Origin of the sequence: Psychromonas aquimarina ATCC BAA-1526, from assembly GCF_000428725.1 — a bacterium.
Classification (GTDB): Bacteria; Pseudomonadota; Gammaproteobacteria; order Enterobacterales; family Psychromonadaceae; genus Psychromonas; species Psychromonas aquimarina.
In genome coordinates this window covers 89,655-105,253 of sequence record NZ_AUAM01000007.1, presented here as the reverse complement: position 1 = coordinate 105,253, position 15,599 = coordinate 89,655, and the positions used below count along the sequence as shown (strand labels likewise).

Sequence of the window (15,599 nt, the reverse complement as noted above, 5' to 3'; positions counted from 1 at the left end):
TGGACAGTCTTTTTTTATGCTTGCTTTTTATCGCTAGTATTTAAAGATGCTATTACTTGATAGTGAAGATAATCCAAGTAATAGCTTTTTAGTTATTGACCTGTCTACAGCTTTACAGTTTAAGATGCAGTTTATCACGGCAGTCAGCACCCACCAGGAGAAATAGATTGATGTATCGAATATCAGAACTGGCGGCACAAGTAGGGCTGTCACGTACCACGCTGCTGTATTACGAAAAGCTGGGGCTGATCCAAGGGCGGCGCCTTGGAAACGGATATCGTACCTACAGTGACAGGGATCTGCAGCATTTACAGCTGATACAGCAGCTTCAGGCCGGCGGTTTGACACTTAAGGAATGTAAAGCTTGCCTGGACAGCAAAGTTGAACGCAAAATTCTGCTCAACCGGCTGCAGCTGCTTGATCAGGAGATTGCTCAAAAACAAAAATCGCGCCAGCTGCTTGCTGCTCTATTGGGCGAAAGCGGACTCAGGGAATGGCATGAATCTATCGACAAAATAGCTCCAGATGCACATTTAGACTGGTTAATAAAACAGGGCTTTAACGAAAAAGAGGCCCTAAGACTGAAATGGTTATCAAAAGACATGAACGAACATGAACAATATATGGCTGATTTTGGCCGGATTTTTAAAGATTTAGACAGGTGGGGCCCTGGCTCTGAAGCGGAAACGCTAAAAGCGCTGGTGAAAATACCGTTTTCTGTGCAGAACATGCTGGAAATAGGGTGCGGCCAAGGTATTGCCACCACGGTTTTAGCAAAGCACTGCTCTGCCATGATCACCGCTGTGGATAATGATAAGCCCGCACTGAGCCGCTTATCTGAGCGCTTAGTTGATGCAGGACTGGCCGACAGAGTGACCCCCGTATGCGCGAGTATGACAGACTTGCCCTTTGAGGCGGCAAGCTTTGACGTTATCTGGGCTGAAGGCTGTGCTTATATTATGGGGGTGGCTAAAGCGCTGGAGCAGTGGCGCAGGCTACTTAAAGATAACGGTGTTTTGGTAATCAGTGATCTGGTATGGCATACAGCAGCGCCAAGTGCGGATGTACAGGCATTCTGGCAAAAAGAGTACCCGGATATGAGCACAGCGGCTCAGCGGATTGAACTGGCGGAAGCGACTGGTTATCAAGTGCTTGATAACTTTGCTCTTAACGAAGAGGCATGGCAGGCCTACTATCTGCCGCTTCAGGAGCGTATTGATGCCCTCAAATCTGAAATGGCGCACTCTGCAGCATTACTCGATATCGAAACAGAGCTGGCTATTTGCTGCCAAAATCGAAATGAGTTTGGCTATCAGGTTTTTGTGCTGAAGAAGATCCGATCCTAACTAACAATATAAAGGCAGACAGATGAAATTTTCAACATATAATCCAAGTAGCATTGAAGAAATTAAACTGCTGTTCACTAAGACATTTTCAGACTCAGAAGGAGAAGCAGAAGGTACATTAATAGGAAACTTAGCCTATGATTTATTAACTAATACAGATGGGCATGATCTTTATTGTTTTATCGCCACTGAAAATGAAAAAATCATCGGCAGTATTATTTTTTCTAAGCTGGGTTTTGAAAAGAGTGAGGTTAATGCTTTTCTCTTAGCACCAGTAGCAGTACATACAAGCTGTCAGGGAAAAGGAGTTGGTCAGAAGCTGATTAACTTTGGGCTTGATGCCTTGAAGCAGAGCGGAGTAGAGCTGGCGATTACTTATGGTGATCCGAATTTTTACTCTAAAGCAGGATTTGCTCCTATTAACGAAGAGTTAGTAAAAGCCCCCTTAAAGTTAACCTATCCGGAAGGGTGGCTGGGTCAATCCTTGGTTAGTGATAAAATTGAGGCGATTGCCGGTAATTCATATTGCGTACAAGCACTTAGCAAACCTGAATATTGGTAACAGGCCTTAAATTTTTCAAGGAGCTGTTTATTCGGCTCCTTTTTTTAGTAAGACCCAACGAAACAATCCGATAAGACTCTTTAAGGTAATACGCTAAATCTTCATCTGTTTCTTTTGAGCTGTCATAGTGCTGTATCCACTTCATTCCACGGGAGGCAAAGTAAGGGGCAGGTTTATAACCAGCTAATTCACTTAAAAAGTGAAAATTAAGCTCCGATGTTTTAAAAATGAAAGCTGGCTTATTTGCACAGAGGCTTCGCTAATAACTGGCAGATCTTCGTCACTCTTCTCCATACTTGACACCTGTTAACTCTTCAGAAAATGACCATAATCTTTTCGACAGCTCTTTATTCAATAATTTCGATTTCACTTTTTGTAGACTAGGAGGACCCGCAAGCCCGTACTTGGGACCATAAAATTCACACGCTTTAACATTTGTCTCAGTCGCTGCTGATAATTGAGGCAGGCATCCCTTGCTCACAGGAGAGGCAATCCACCGTGCAATTACGCCCCCAATACCAATGGACTGCTGGCGTTCCGTCCCTGTGAGTCCTGGGTGAGCTGCGACTGAAACAGCGCTTGAACCAACACTATCAAATTTTTTTTGAAGCTCTGTCATAAACAAAAGGTTTGCTAATTTGCTGTCCCCATAAGCTTTAAATCTGTCATATTTTCGTTTTTCCCAAGTGAAGTCGTCAAAATCAATGACGCCGGATTTATAAGCCAAACTACTCACTGTGACCACTCGTGAATTATCGGTGTCCTTTAAAACTTTGAATAATCTGCCGGTGAGTGCAAAGTGCCCTAAGTGATTGGTTGCCATATGCATTTCGTTACCATCGGTGGATCTTTGCAGATTATCTAAATTCACCACTCCTGCATTTAATAATAATATACTGAGCTGCTTGTATCGATCATTAAAGGTTTCAGAAAATTGTCTGATAGAGTCTTTGTCAAGCAAGTCTAGAGGGATCACATCGCATCTTGCGTTAGGAACTTCCTTTTTTATGGATTCAACGGCTTTCCTGCCTTTGTCTTCACTTCGGCAGGCAATGACAACAACCGCTCCTTTCCTGGCTAGTTCTAAACTGCTTTTATAGCCTAACCCTATATTTCCACCTGTAACAACTGCGGCCTTGCTGTGCAGATTTGCTATATCAGAAGTTGTCCAATTACTCTTCATTTTGTTCCTAATAAAAGTTTAGATTTCGCTGCCGCCTAACCACCACTGTCATACGCTATGTTGTATAAACAGCTCTGGGTATGACCTGTTTATACTTTTTTATTAGACTTATGCATGAGAAATCGTGGGCATTTGCTGTATATATAGATTGTCTTTAGCTGCTGAATAGATAAAACTTGCGATATGTTCTCTGGATATTTGAATCTTCTTTGTTGTTCCATCCAAGGTTATATTGAGGGGGCGATTTTTGTGCTTTCCTTTCGGATCAAGAAATCTAACAAGAGTCCAGTCCAGACCAGAATTGCTGATGACTCTTCCCATTTTTTTAGTTTTAAAGTGTGTAACCGGAAAGAACAGTTTTAAGATCGCTGGAAAAAAGGTGTTATTAAAGTCTTTACGATCGCCTTTTCCCTGAATCGTGGGTGTTCCCAAAGCAATAAACCTTTTCTTCTGATGCTTTTTCATTGCTCTGAAAATCACTTCATAGCCGTCAGAAATGGGGGTTGTTGTCACTTTTCTGGTTGTTTCCATATATGGTCCTAAAGCACTTATTACAATATCTGAATCTTTAACGATATCCTCAATAAGAGATTCATTCTGCAGGTCTCCAACAACAACGGTTAGATTTGTATGTTCCATAGTGATCGTATTCTCACGACGCACATATGCTACTACCTCATTACCATCTTTGAGAGCTTCGTTCATTACCAATGTTCCGATGGCACCGTTTGCACCAAATATTACAAATTTCATAATTTGCCTCTTAATAAATAACTCAATTTTGTTCTCTATTAAGATAGCTTGTTAGGGATGTTGGTATCAATAAACAGCTTTTCAAAACTGTTTATCATCAGTCTAAAAAAGGGCGCTGCGCATAGCTGCAAACTCTTCGATATACTTTTTTCTCGAAAGCAGTTTCAGCTTATACTGTCGGGTTAATGAAAGCATAATATGATGTAACATTCGCTCTTTAAGCGGTACAGCCTGCATTGATTTGTAGAGGATTCGTTGTCCCTGATCAGAATCAATCAGTTTCATATAATACTCTTCCCACTCAATATCATAGGATTCCACCTGACAGTTTGTAATTGAACCGCTGAGGTAATTTTGAGATAAGGCCATATAGAGGTATTCATAGATGTCAGCAAGTGAGGTAAAGTAACTGTAAAACGTCATTCGTGGAATATCCGCATTCTTACAGATGTTTACCACTTTTGCCTCTTCATAGATTCTCTCTGAAAACTCTTTCCGGGCAGCGGAAAGAATTCGAGCTTTTTTATCTTCTGGTAATCGTTCAAATGTTTCAGAAGCCATTTATTCTTTCCTTTTTTTAAAGATGCATTTTGAGGGCCAGATCTTTTATCTACTTTTCTATAAATTCAAAACTAAAGGCCTGATCCCGACGGCTGTTTTAATTAATTGAGGCTCAAAACTGCCATGACGGTCTCTCGGCGTATCAAGGTCAAAGCTGCCGGAAGCATGCTTAATAGTTTTACTCATTTTACCATTCTTACGATTAGGAAGGTTGTCATTATCGAGGTGCAGCTCTAGTTCGGCGTTAAGGGCCGCTTCTGTTAACTGCTTTATTAATGGGCTTTAAATAGCGTCTTTGCCAGTTTAAGATTTACCATATTGAAGATCTTTTAAAGCTTGTTCAAAATTAAATTCATCAGTCATGTGTCATTCCAGTTTTAGTCTATTTTACTGAAATGACACAGATTTTTGAACACTACCTTATTAAGACGTCGAGTAATTCAGGTGATGGTTTCCCCGGCAATCTCTAATACCAATTTTCCCTGTACATGACCTTCTTCCTGCTTTTTATGTGCATCACAAACCTCGTCAATAGAGAATGTTTCTATCATCGGATCAGTGATTTTCCCCTCAGCCAACAGGCTGATAATCAGGCTGAAATCCTTACCGCAAGTTTCAAGCGTGCAGAAGTCAAAGATCTTGCTAATACCCAGACTGGCCGCCTCTGCAATATCTCCGGCGACATCATCATCCATATCGGCATCCATGGTGGGAATGCTGACCAGCCTGCCTCCTTTCTTGATCATGCTAAGGGCATCGGGGAGTGACTTAGTACCTACTGTATCTAAAATAATATCAACACCTTCCAGAGCCCATTTTGCTAATTCGCCGCTAATATTCTGCTTTCGATAATCAATAACAAGGTCGGCACCAAGCGATTGAACATAATCCTGATTACTCGAACCACAAGTAGCGGCCACCTCAGCCCCTGCCCACTTGGCAAATTGAACCGCATAACTACCTAATCCGCCAGAGCCTCCATTGATCAACACCTTTTGTCCGGCTTGCAGATTACCTCTATCCTTGCGTAACAAATTCTGCCAGCTAGTGAGAGCAGCTGTAGGAATAACAGCCGCAGACTTCAGGCTTACCTCTTCAGGTACTAGAGCTATTCGGTCTTCATCAACGGCAGTATACTCAGCATAAGCTCCCAATCCTCCTTTACTGATGTTGGTGAAAGCGAAAACTTTGTCGCCAGGTGTAAACCGGGTAACACCTTCCCCAACTTCAACAACAACGCCAGAGACATCGTTTCCTAAAACACCGGGGAATTGTATATTGACATGCTGAGCTAACAGGCCTTCTCTATACTTCCAGTCCGCAGGATTTATTCCTGCATAGGCAACACGGATCAGCACTTCTCCGGCTTTAACATCTGGTACGGGTAGTTGTATCAATTCAAAGCTATCTGCATCTCCGTATCCAGGAATTACTGATGCTTTCATCAAATTTGTCTTTCTCATCTTTAACCTCTTGATATTTATAAATCATTCAATTTTAATTTCTATTAAAATAAGTGAGAAAAGAAGGCATCTCAATATACAGATTTTAAAGAGTGTATATTTTCATTCAAAAAGCTTGGTGCGCATACGGGAGAGCTCTGCAATAAAATCTGATCTTGATAAGAGCTTCAATTTAACCTGATGGGCTAATGACATGCTTATGTTGTGGAGCATACGTTCCTCAAGTGCGGCTGACTGCATACTGCTGTACAGTATGCGCTGGCCCTTATCCGATTCAATCAGTTTCATATAATACTCTTCCCACACCAAGTCATATTCTCCGGCACGACAGTCGGCAGCAGAGCCTTCAATGTAGAAATGTGACAGCGTTGTGTAGAGGTATCTATAAATATCATCCAGAGAACTGAAGTAACTGTAAAATGTCACTCTTGGGATACCAGCTTCTTTACAGATATTGACGACTTTGGCTTTCTCATAAACACTTTTAGAAAACTCTTTCTGTGCTGCTGAAAGGATCCGATTCTTCTTTTGCTGATTTAAGCGTTCAAATGTTTCTGACGGCATTAGATTTTTTTACCAGTTTAAAAGGTGGGTAAGATATAGAGCAATAAATAGATGATCTAGGTTTTACATCTATTAAAAGATAAATTAGGCATAAGATCACCCAAATTGATGATTATATGCCTAACCTTGTTAAATTTTTACCCTTCTACGAAGCCTGTAATAGAGAAATTTTGTCTAAAGGACAAAACGCAATACCTGTAGCGGCGGGTTAAACCCGTCTGCAGAAGCCTTGTAAGCATAAAACATTTACTTTACAGCTGCTCGCTGTGCAGAGTATCTAAAGCTATCTGGATCTGCTGCAGTTTGGATCTTAATTTAAGTATATTGCTAGGGCCCATTCTAATCATCAGTTTATCAGCTGACGAGAGAGCCTCTAATTCAGGATCTGCAAATTTATACATAGCTGACGGTGCAATTAACTTAATAGGCTCTCTGATAACCGGGGCGTTAAGTACGTTGTCTATTGCGTTATAAAGAGTGCTGTCAAAACTGTTTTCTGGATAGCCGATTTCCTGATAAGCTTCATTAAACAAAGGTTTTAAGCGCCGGTATTGTGCCATCGCATAGTCGACGTCCATTGAATTTATTATATCGACATAGATATCGTAGCGGCGGTAGCTTTGTTCGTTAAGATATATTTCATTATCCCGTTTCACTACGCTGAAATTCTCACTTGGTTTTGTTAATGGACTGAACCTTGATAAAAGATCTCCACTGGAGAAGTTATCAATAAAAACCACAAAGTTTCTAATAATGTCCTGCTCGGCTAATTTCGGAGCGTATTCAGGCAGGGGCGACAGCTGCTGAGCTGACGTTAAAACTATGCTGTCCGAGTTATTTAATGAGGGAAGCTTGTCAGGCGCTTGTGTTTCCTGCGGGGCCTTACCTGTTATCTGCGGCTGCTCGTCTACAGCAGGAGGTGCTGGCTGAGGTTCCACCTGTACAACAACAGCCGGCGGCTCAACAACCTGCGGCGGTTCTTCGACCATGAGTTCTTGAGCGGGAATATAAAAATAAACACCGGCTGTAACTGCGACAAAGACAGCCGCAGTAATAATAGAAATCTTCATTGGATTCGTTCTGGATGTTCCCGGATAGTTCGTTAGTGGCGGCATCGTATTTCCTCTGAATTTATAAAACGCTATATTTTTCTCAACATGCTGATTTCAAACTTTAAAGCAGTGTACTTATTTGAACCTTAAATTTATTATATTGTGAAATCATAGTGGATAGAAGCGACTAAGGTAATCTCAAAATAATATAAAACCTATGTTTTTCTTACTGTTGAGAGGTATATCCTGTTGTGACTGCTGAACTGTATTTTGGTTCCGGTGTTGAGCGCTGGAAGCTGGAAATTCAGTAAAAAAATGTCGTTCATCTTTGACCTTACCCTAAGGGTATAGCTTATTATAATGTTTCCTAAATCATGAATACGCAGCTATGAAACGAATTTTTACAGTTTTATTAATACTAAAAATACTTTTTATCAGTACGTTTCCAGTGCAGGCTGAAATAACTTCTGCTGTCCGTGTCATGCAGTCAGAAAGCTGTTTGTGTAATGCGGCTGCAGATAATGGTGTCAGTCAGTGCTGTTCAACTGCCGCTGTTTTATCTTTTGCATTTGAAGCGTTAAACAGCTTCAGTTATATGCCTGCCGGCAGGCGCTGCGCATATTTTGATTCAGAAAACATGCTGCTTACAAAGTATCTTTCACCTCCATTTAGGCCTCCGATTAGTTATTTGTCTAATACTAAGCGAATAAATAAACAAATAACTTAATTTAAAAATGGATAATAAAATGAATAAACTAAAAACACTTTTGATTACACTTTCTCTATTTGCCGGCAGTGCAGCTGCCGCTGATATGACTATGTATAAATCCCCATACTGCGGATGCTGTACAGCATGGGCAGAGCAGCTTGAAGAGGCGGGTTTTAACATTACCGTGATTGAACAGGCAAATAATAATGAAATTCGCCAGAAGCACGGTATTACTCCGGAGCTGATGTCCTGCCATACCGCTGAAGTTGGTGGATATGTGTTAGAAGGGCATGTGCCGCCAGCTGATATTAAGCGTATGTTAAAAGAGAAACCGGCGATTGCAGGTTTAGCCGTGCCTGGTATGCCGGCATCATCACCGGGTATGGATGTACCGGGAAACAATGATCCTTATCAGGTAGTCGCTTTTACTAAAGAGGGTAAAAAAATGGTTTATAATCAGTATAATTACCCTGAAAAATAAATAGATTGATAGATAATAAAACAGCGCCTTGAGCGCTGTTTTTATTTCTATCGCTTTGTCGAAAAGTTAAAACTTATATTCAACACCTGCCATTAAATCTGTCTGTACGTAGACTTCGCCTTCTAGTTTGACCAGGCACTGCCCCTCGCCGCAAAAAAGTGAGTTGTTTGAATTGAGCACCGTGCCGTATATACGCAGATCACTGCGCAGCGCCCATTTATCATTTAACTGATAACGAATACCGCCGCTGATATTACCGGAAAGGGCAATTTCATTATCATATTTGCTTTCATCTGGAATAAGGAATGCTGCGCCGATTCCTAAACCGACACTGCTTGAAAAGGGACTGTCAGGTTGAGTAAATAAAGCCCGGCCGCCAAAATGCAGATAAGTGGTATTGAGCTCGGCTGAACTATTATTTTCACCCGGCACTTGTATATTCTGGCTGGCATTAGAAAACAGCAGTTCACCCTCTTTATTTCTGCTGTGCCGCCAGGTGAATGCTAATGTCTGTGCAAAATCGTCACTGACTTTAGCAGGTTCACCTGTTTGATTATCCGTGAGATCAGAACTGATCCGCCCGCCAAGGTAGAGGCTGACAGCAATATAGTCATCAATGGGATCTGCTGAACTGCACAAAGTAAAACTCAGTAAGACAATTAAAGTAAGAGATTTTCTAACAATGCGAATCATTTCATCCATATTTTTGTCCGCTCAGTTAATTAAAACTTAAATTTATTATGACACTTTAGATATAAAAAGTTAGCGACTTAGTTAACAACTTGATGTTTGTTTTATTTTTCTTGCCGTTGGTATTTTGAAAATATGTTTATAGATACTAGTCCAGGTTTTGCACTGTGAAGCTGCTGAACGATAAAAAAAGTAATGAAAACTATTAGTCATCGAGTAAAAAATTGTAGCACCAAAGTACCAGGAGGAAATTACGGGAGGTTTTTTCTGAGAAGATAGCAGAGCTGGATCATACTTTTAAGTAAATTTGATGCGGCTGAGCATAGGGCTCAGCCGCATCGAATATTTTATTTTTTATTACGGCCGAGCCATTTTCTGGCAACACTGAAACGCCAGAAAGCGCGAAACAGTAAGTATCCCAGCAGTGCCGATGATAAGCCGAGAATAGAGCAGCCTAATAATAACGCCGGTGCAATGGTTTCAAGCATCTGACCAAGCCACTCGAAAGACAGGTGAAAATGAAACTCAACTAACGGCTCCCCTAATAAAAATGCGCCTAAACGATAAGCCGCATAGAACAGCGGAGGCATAGTAATCGGGTTGGAAATCCACACTAAAGCGACAGATAAAGGCAGATTGACAGAAAAAAACATCGCGAGAACGGCTGCTAAGATCATCTGAAACGGGATCGGCATCCACGCGCAGAATAATCCGATTGCGACGGCACCTGCTGCGCTGCGGCGGTTTAAATGCCATAAATTGGGGTTATGTAAAGCTTCGCCGAAATGCTTAAGATGAGGGTGTGCTTTTAGTGTTTCTGGTTTTGGAGAAAAACGCTGAATGAATTTTTTTGGCATATAATTAAAATTTTATTTTAGTGAGTTTGAATGACAATGCGTACCGTTTTGTGGTTATCGATTGCTGTTTTTGTTTCAAGCTTATTCTGGCCGCAGCTTCTGAATTATCAGGACATTATTGTTTGTCTGGTTGTTTTTGTACTGTTATTAACCATCCGCAGTATTCGTATTTTAGCGGTTATTCCATTATCTGCCGTATATTTCACATTCTATGCAAATTTAACTTTAACTGGAAGCCTGCCTTATCCTGTAAATGATATTAATTTGCCGCTATCTAACTCATTTTCACTACAAGAGACAGTCGACGGGCAAGACCATAACATAGTTGTACAAGTCAGTTCATTAATAAGCCCTCAAAACCAGGGCTATTTCAGGGCTAACTTAATTGAACTTGATGGAAATCACTTAAATTATTCGCCGCTGTTAGAAATGCGCTGGTATAAACCGACACTGCAGGTTCATGCCGGGCAGATACACAGCTTTAGAGCCTCTTTTAAACCTGTTTACGGGCGTGCTAATCCGGGCGGTTTTGACCGTCAGAAATGGTCTTTTTCTGAACATACTGCTTATCAGGTTACTATTAAAGAACACCTGCAGGAAATATCATCTGATCTATCCTCCCGCGGCTATTTTTATCAGAAAGTAAAACAGGTTAGCGAAGCACTTCCTCAACAGGGGATATTGTTAGCGCTCTCTTTTGCGGATAAGTCATTAATCACTATTGAGCAGAAAGAGTTAATCACAAAACTTGGAATATCTCATCTATTTGCTATCTCCGGCCTGCATATCGGCCTTTTATTTTCATTTGTTTATCTGCTCCTGCACTTTTTAGTTAATGCCGCTGTACCCAGGTCCTGTCTGGGGTGGGCAAGCTGGCGCTTAGTGAATGCAGGGGCACTAGCCGCCGCACTGTTTTACGCTTATCTGGCTGGATTTTCACTGCCGACGCAGCGTGCATTTTTAATGCTGCTGTTTGCTGTGCTGGTTCTGTCTATGAAGCGTAAGTGTGCATTTTTTGATTTAATAGCAATGACTCTGTTTATTATTTTATTATGGGACCCGTTAGCAGTATTAAGCTTAAGTCTGTGGCTCTCTTTTTCTGCGGTCTGCCTGATAGTTGCGGTTTTATGGCGCTTTCCGAAAGCTGAAAAGAGCCAGGTTAAAAGCAATACGCATAAGCTGTTTTATAATATGGGCGCTTACCTGAAGCTGCTGTGTATTATTCAGCTCGGTTTAACTCTGCTGATGATACCGATACAGTTATTGAGTTTTTCCGCTTTCAGCGTCTTAGCGCCGCTGATTAACCTTATTGCCGTACCGCTTTTTTCTCTGCTGATTATTCCGCTGACTTTATTAGGGGCGCTGCTTTCTCTGTTCTCGGAGCCTGCAGCACTGCTCCTATTTTATTGTGCAGATCAGCTGATTACTCTTTTCTTTCTGTTTCTCAGGCAGGGGGCATCAGCATACCAGGTTTTTTCCCTGGCGCAGTCAAATGTGATTATCCTGTTTGTTCTGCTGAGTATTGTTTTATCGGTTGTTTATTTTCACGGCCCTGTGCAGCGCCGCATCGGCTTTGTTTGTGTGGTGTTAATGCTGAGTTTTGTTCTGCTCTATGAGCTGCGCTCAGAGCGGGACAGCCAGTCAAAATGGTTTGTTGAAGTTTTTGATGTCGGGCAGGGATTAGCCGTGCTGCTCAGAAGTGCAGGGCAGAGCTTGTTGTACGACAGCGGACCTCGTTATCCTTCCGGTTTCACAACAGCTGTGAGTGAAATTTATCCCTATTTAAAGTTATCAGGTGTAAAAAATTTAGATTACCTGATAATAAGCCACAGTGATATTGATCATGCAGGCGGTTTTTCTGTTATTAATCGTGAGTTTAAGCCTAAGCATATCCTGCTGGGTGAGCCCTTGTCTGAAAATGAACCGCTGCCGAGGAACAGCCGTCTCTGCCAGGCTGGACAAAAACGGCAGTTAGGCAGTCTGTCGATAGAGGTATTATCGCCGTTTTTAATAACGAAAAAGAATAATAATAACTCCTGTGTATTACGCATTACGGACGGGTTTAATTCGCTTCTGTTAACCGGTGATATTGAAAAGAAACAAGAGTTGTTATTAGTCCGGGAATACGGCGACCGTTTGAAAAGTGATCTGTTACTGGCGCCGCACCACGGCAGTAAGTACTCCTCCAGTGAAGCCTTTATCAAAGCAGTCGACCCTCAGCGGGTTATTTATAGTGTTGGTTTTATGAATCACTGGGGATTTCCTGCGCAGGAGGTAAAACTGCGCTATAAAAAACAGGGAGTGATGTCAGTAAACAGCGGTTTAAGTGGTTTTATTCGTTTTAATATAGAAAAACAGTACATTAACATGCAAACATATAGAGAAGATCTTGCATCTTATTGGTATCATCAATCTTTGTCTCTCTCAACATACTAAGCCGCTGTAATATTAAAGCGCTTAATTATTAAATTATTTGGTATATCCATGGAAAACACTGAAGAAAGCAGCTGGCCGGTTTTTAAACGTTTAGTCGGTTATGTAAAAGAATTTAAATTAGGTTTATTTGGCGCCATTCTCGGCATGGTAGGTTATGCGGCTGTTGATACTGCTTTTGTATTTTCAATCCAGCCGTTAATTGATAAAGGTTTAACCGGGGAAGATCCGAGTATTTTAACCTTTATGCCGATATTTGTGGTTTTAATTGTTGCCGCCCGCGGGGTTGCCGCCTTTTTAAGTTCCTATTGTATGGCCTGGGTAGGTAATCATATTGTAATGAAGCTGCAGCGTCAGCTGTTTAATCAGTTAATGGTGCTGCCTATCAGCTTTTTTGATAAAACCAATACCGGCGATCTGCTTTCAAAAATCACCTATGATGCCAGCCAGGTATCAAACGCAGCCAGTAACGCGCTGGTGAAAATCTTCCGCGAGGGCGCAACAGCGATCGGTTTTATCGCTATGATGTTTTACCTCAGCTGGCAGCTGTCACTGGTATTTTTTGTTATCGGGCCTATTGTTGCTGTGGCTATCAGTATTGTCAGCAGACGTTTCCGTAAAATAGGTAAAGGTATACAGGATGCAATGGGACTGGTGACAACCTCTTCTGAGCAGATGCTCAAAGGCCATAAAGAAGTGTTAATGTTCGGCGGCCAGCAGGTTGAAAAAGAGAGATTCGAGCATGTCAGTAATACGGTCCGCTCGCAGAATATGAAGATGACCAGTGCTAACGCAATCAGCGTGCCGGTTATTCAGACCATTGCTTCATTTGCTCTGGCATTTGTTCTTTACCTGGCGACTTTTCCGGAAATTATGGACACCCTGACACCGGGTAAATTTACGGTTATCGTTACTTATATGATGATGTTAATGAAACCTTTAAAAGCGGTGACCCAGGTTAATGCAGAGATCCAGCGCGGTGTTGCCGCCAGCAGCAGTTTATTCAGTATTTTAGATATGACTGCGGCTAAAGATGAAGGTACAAAAACCGTCAGCCGTGCACAAGGTGATATTGAGTTAAAAGATATCGTCTTTACTTACCCTGAAGCTGAAAAAGCGGCATTAAATAAAGTCAGCTTTAAAGTTGAGGCCGGACAAACCTTTGCATTAGTAGGGCGCTCGGGCAGCGGTAAATCAACCATAGCTAATTTATTAACGCGTTTTTATGATATCGACAGCGGTGAAATAACCATGGACGGTGTGAATATTGAAGACTACACACTGGCTTCTCTGCGCAGTCAGGTTGCGGTTGTTTCGCAGAATGTGCACCTGTTTAACGATACCATTGCCAATAACATAGCTTATGCAAGTGAAGATAAATATTCACGCAAAGATATTATAAAGGCAGCAGAAACGGCACATGCCATGGAATTTATTAAGCGTTTTCCCGATGGTTTAGATACGGTTATCGGTGAAAACGGTACTATGCTGTCCGGCGGACAGCGCCAGCGTCTTGCTATTGCCCGGGCTCTGCTGCGTGATGCGCCGATTTTAATTCTAGATGAGGCGACGTCAGCGCTTGATACAGAGTCAGAGCGTCATATTCAGGCCGCCCTTGATGAACTGCAGAAAAACCGTACTTCACTGGTGATTGCACACCGCCTTTCAACGATTGAGCATGCCGATCAAATCCTGGTTATTGATGAAGGCAGGGTTGTTGAGCGCGGCACGCATAACGAACTGCTGGCTAAAAAAGCGATTTATCACAGCTTAAATAAACTACAAGCTTCTGGAGAGTTGTAATGCTCTTTTGGTATCGTCCCTTAACCTGGTGGTGCTGGTTTTTATATCCGTTTTCACTGCTGTTTTTATGCATAAGCAGTGTGCGCCGTCTATTGTTTAAAGCTGGCGTGTTTAAGAGCTTCCGCAGTGAGCTGCCGGTGATTGTGGTGGGTAATATTTCTGTCGGCGGCAATGGTAAAACGCCTTTTGTTATCTGGTTATGTGAGTTTTTAATTGAACAGGGTTACAAACCTGGTGTGATCAGCCGGGGGTATGGCGGTAAAAGCAGCTCATATCCGCTTCTGGTGGATGATAATGTCAGCGGTAAAGAGGCCGGGGATGAGCCGCTGTTAATTTACAAACGTATCGGTATTCCCGTTGTGGTGGATCCGGTTCGCGCCGATGCAGCCGCCTACTTAGCTGAGCACTGCGCTGTTGATATTATTATTACCGACGACGGCCTGCAGCATTATGCGCTGCAGCGTGATATTGAAATTGTTATTGTTGATGGTGTCCGCCGTTACGGCAATAATCATTTAATCCCTATGGGACCGTTAAGAGAGACATTATCCCGCTTAGACAGTGTTGATTTTGTGATTAATAATGGTGAACAGGCTGCTGGTGAGATAACTATGCAGCTGCAGCCGGACAGTTGTCTGCGTGTTGATGGTCAATCGGGTCAGTTAGACTCCGGCAGCAGAGTGAATGCCTGTGCAGCTATCGGTTATCCGGAGCGCTTTTTTAATACATTAAGGCAGCAGCAGTTTGTGATTAATAACAGTGTCTCTTTTGCTGATCATCACGCTTTCAGCAGTGATGATTTTAAACAGTTCGGCACGGAGCTGCCGCTGCTGATGACAGAAAAAGATGCGGTTAAATGCAGTGCTTTTGCTCAGCCTGACTGGTGGTATCTGCCGATAACCGCAGAGCTGCCGTCAGCTTTTAAAGATCAGTTATTAAGTAAGATTAAGGAAAGAAAATGTTAGACGTAAAATTGTTAGATATTATCGCTTGTCCAGTATGCAAAGGAAAACTCGGTTATAAAAAAGAAACCAACGAGCTTATTTGTAAACCGGATCATCTTGCTTATCCGGTTGTTGACGGTATTCCGGCGCTACTGCAGGTTAGAGCACGTACTATTACGGCTGACGAGGAAATCTAAC

At 42.1% G+C, this 15,599-nt stretch carries 15 protein-coding genes and 2 pseudogenes; 7 read left to right on the top strand and 10 right to left on the bottom strand.

The genetic code is table 11. The annotated features are described in order from the left end of the window. Positions 1-170: 170 nt before the first annotated feature. Both G337_RS0100470 and G337_RS0100465 read left to right on the top strand, forming a co-directional pair. Positions 171-1,346, top strand: a complete 1,176-nt coding sequence (locus G337_RS0100470; protein ID WP_028862123.1) for a MerR family transcriptional regulator — start codon at positions 171-173, stop codon at positions 1,344-1,346. 22 nt (positions 1,347-1,368) lie between these two features. Then, positions 1,369-1,908, top strand: a complete 540-nt coding sequence (locus G337_RS0100465; RefSeq protein ID WP_028862122.1) for a GNAT family N-acetyltransferase — start codon at positions 1,369-1,371, stop codon at positions 1,906-1,908. On the opposite strand, the pseudogene G337_RS29120 reads toward G337_RS0100465, so the two are convergent. The 8 genes and pseudogenes from G337_RS29120 to G337_RS0100430 all read right to left on the bottom strand — a co-directional run. Continuing rightward, positions 1,886-2,149 (bottom strand): annotated as a pseudogene (locus tag G337_RS29120) (MmcQ/YjbR family DNA-binding protein); the annotation flags it as partial. The gene G337_RS0100465 and the pseudogene G337_RS29120 sit on opposite strands and share 23 nt — an antisense overlap. 39 nt (positions 2,150-2,188) lie before the next feature. Then, the gene (locus G337_RS0100460) at positions 2,189-3,091 is read right to left on the bottom strand and encodes an oxidoreductase (RefSeq protein ID WP_028862121.1); all 903 of its coding nucleotides are present in this window, start codon (positions 3,089-3,091) and stop codon (positions 2,189-2,191) included. 108 nt (positions 3,092-3,199) lie between these two features. Continuing rightward, positions 3,200-3,844: an NAD(P)-dependent oxidoreductase gene (locus G337_RS0100455; RefSeq protein WP_028862120.1), complete on the bottom strand. Its 645-nt coding sequence runs from the start codon at positions 3,842-3,844 to the stop codon at positions 3,200-3,202. A gap of 102 nt (positions 3,845-3,946) precedes the next feature. Then, on the bottom strand, positions 3,947-4,405 hold the full coding sequence (locus tag G337_RS27480) for a TetR/AcrR family transcriptional regulator (protein ID WP_028862119.1): 459 nt from the start codon (positions 4,403-4,405) through the stop codon (positions 3,947-3,949). A 96-nt stretch (positions 4,406-4,501) separates the two neighbouring features. After that, positions 4,502-4,768 (bottom strand): annotated as a pseudogene (locus tag G337_RS28075) (transposase); the annotation flags it as partial. 77 nt (positions 4,769-4,845) lie between these two features. Further along, a complete protein-coding gene (locus G337_RS0100440; protein WP_028862118.1) occupies positions 4,846-5,868 on the bottom strand; it encodes an NADP-dependent oxidoreductase in 1,023 nt (340 codons plus the stop codon). Positions 5,869-5,970: 102 nt separating this feature from the next. After that, positions 5,971-6,432, bottom strand: coding sequence for a TetR/AcrR family transcriptional regulator (locus tag G337_RS27475; RefSeq protein WP_051302866.1), 462 nt, complete (start codon positions 6,430-6,432; stop codon positions 5,971-5,973). A 251-nt stretch (positions 6,433-6,683) separates the two neighbouring features. Further along, entirely contained in the window at positions 6,684-7,547 is an 864-nt protein-coding gene (locus tag G337_RS0100430) for a DUF3014 domain-containing protein (RefSeq protein WP_084605251.1), read from the bottom strand. Between the two features lie 683 nt (positions 7,548-8,230). On the opposite strand from G337_RS0100430, the gene G337_RS0100420 reads away from it, so the two are divergent. Then, the gene (locus G337_RS0100420) at positions 8,231-8,674 is read left to right on the top strand and encodes a DUF411 domain-containing protein (RefSeq protein ID WP_028862115.1); all 444 of its coding nucleotides are present in this window, start codon (positions 8,231-8,233) and stop codon (positions 8,672-8,674) included. Positions 8,675-8,740: 66 nt separating this feature from the next. On the opposite strand, the gene G337_RS0100415 is transcribed toward G337_RS0100420, so the two are convergent. Together G337_RS0100415 and G337_RS0100410 are read right to left on the bottom strand one after the other, a co-directional pair. Next, on the bottom strand, positions 8,741-9,376 hold the full coding sequence (locus G337_RS0100415; RefSeq protein WP_028862114.1) for a porin family protein: 636 nt from the start codon (positions 9,374-9,376) through the stop codon (positions 8,741-8,743). 335 nt (positions 9,377-9,711) lie between these two features. Then, positions 9,712-10,221, bottom strand: a complete 510-nt coding sequence (locus G337_RS0100410) for a DUF2062 domain-containing protein (RefSeq protein ID WP_028862113.1) — start codon at positions 10,219-10,221, stop codon at positions 9,712-9,714. Positions 10,222-10,251: 30 nt separating this feature from the next. On the opposite strand from G337_RS0100410, the gene G337_RS0100405 reads away from it, so the two are divergent. Genes G337_RS0100405 through G337_RS0100390 form a run of 4 tightly spaced genes read left to right on the top strand, consistent with a single transcriptional unit; the run spans position 10,252 to position 15,598 of the window. Beyond that, positions 10,252-12,657, top strand: coding sequence for a DNA internalization-related competence protein ComEC/Rec2 (locus G337_RS0100405; protein ID WP_028862112.1), 2,406 nt, complete (start codon positions 10,252-10,254; stop codon positions 12,655-12,657). 48 nt (positions 12,658-12,705) lie between these two features. Then, the gene (gene msbA, locus G337_RS0100400) at positions 12,706-14,457 is read left to right on the top strand and encodes a lipid A ABC transporter ATP-binding protein/permease MsbA (protein WP_028862111.1); all 1,752 of its coding nucleotides are present in this window, start codon (positions 12,706-12,708) and stop codon (positions 14,455-14,457) included. After that, entirely contained in the window at positions 14,457-15,422 is a 966-nt protein-coding gene (gene lpxK / locus G337_RS0100395) for a tetraacyldisaccharide 4'-kinase (protein WP_028862110.1), read from the top strand. Before msbA ends, lpxK begins: the two co-directional genes overlap by 1 nt. Further along, positions 15,416-15,598 carry a Trm112 family protein gene (locus tag G337_RS0100390; protein WP_028862109.1) on the top strand — a complete coding sequence of 61 codons (183 nt, stop codon included), beginning with the start codon at positions 15,416-15,418 and terminating at the stop codon, positions 15,596-15,598. The genes lpxK and G337_RS0100390 overlap by 7 nt, the downstream gene beginning before the upstream one ends. The last annotated feature ends 1 nt before the right edge of the window (position 15,599 follow it).

What these genes read in the sequence shown, in the direction of transcription:
- G337_RS0100470 (WP_028862123.1), top strand. Translation starts at nt 171, where the DNA reads ATGTATCGAATATCAGAACTGGCGGCACAAGTAGGGCTGTCACGTACC.
- G337_RS0100415 (WP_028862114.1), bottom strand. Translation starts at nt 9,376, where the DNA reads ATGGATGAAATGATTCGCATTGTTAGAAAATCTCTTACTTTAATTGTC.
- G337_RS0100420 (WP_028862115.1), top strand. Translation starts at nt 8,231, where the DNA reads ATGAATAAACTAAAAACACTTTTGATTACACTTTCTCTATTTGCCGGC.
- G337_RS0100455 (WP_028862120.1), bottom strand. Translation starts at nt 3,844, where the DNA reads ATGAAATTTGTAATATTTGGTGCAAACGGTGCCATCGGAACATTGGTA.
- G337_RS0100440 (WP_028862118.1), bottom strand. Translation starts at nt 5,868, where the DNA reads ATGAGAAAGACAAATTTGATGAAAGCATCAGTAATTCCTGGATACGGA.
- G337_RS27480 (WP_028862119.1), bottom strand. Translation starts at nt 4,405, where the DNA reads ATGGCTTCTGAAACATTTGAACGATTACCAGAAGATAAAAAAGCTCGA.
- G337_RS27475 (WP_051302866.1), bottom strand. Translation starts at nt 6,432, where the DNA reads ATGCCGTCAGAAACATTTGAACGCTTAAATCAGCAAAAGAAGAATCGG.
- G337_RS0100465 (WP_028862122.1), top strand. Translation starts at nt 1,369, where the DNA reads ATGAAATTTTCAACATATAATCCAAGTAGCATTGAAGAAATTAAACTG.
- G337_RS0100390 (WP_028862109.1), top strand. Translation starts at nt 15,416, where the DNA reads ATGTTAGACGTAAAATTGTTAGATATTATCGCTTGTCCAGTATGCAAA.
- G337_RS0100410 (WP_028862113.1), bottom strand. Translation starts at nt 10,221, where the DNA reads ATGCCAAAAAAATTCATTCAGCGTTTTTCTCCAAAACCAGAAACACTA.
- G337_RS0100430 (WP_084605251.1), bottom strand. Translation starts at nt 7,547, where the DNA reads ATGCCGCCACTAACGAACTATCCGGGAACATCCAGAACGAATCCAATG.
- lpxK (WP_028862110.1), top strand. Translation starts at nt 14,457, where the DNA reads ATGCTCTTTTGGTATCGTCCCTTAACCTGGTGGTGCTGGTTTTTATAT.
- G337_RS0100405 (WP_028862112.1), top strand. Translation starts at nt 10,252, where the DNA reads ATGACAATGCGTACCGTTTTGTGGTTATCGATTGCTGTTTTTGTTTCA.
- G337_RS0100460 (WP_028862121.1), bottom strand. Translation starts at nt 3,091, where the DNA reads ATGAAGAGTAATTGGACAACTTCTGATATAGCAAATCTGCACAGCAAG.
- msbA (WP_028862111.1), top strand. Translation starts at nt 12,706, where the DNA reads ATGGAAAACACTGAAGAAAGCAGCTGGCCGGTTTTTAAACGTTTAGTC.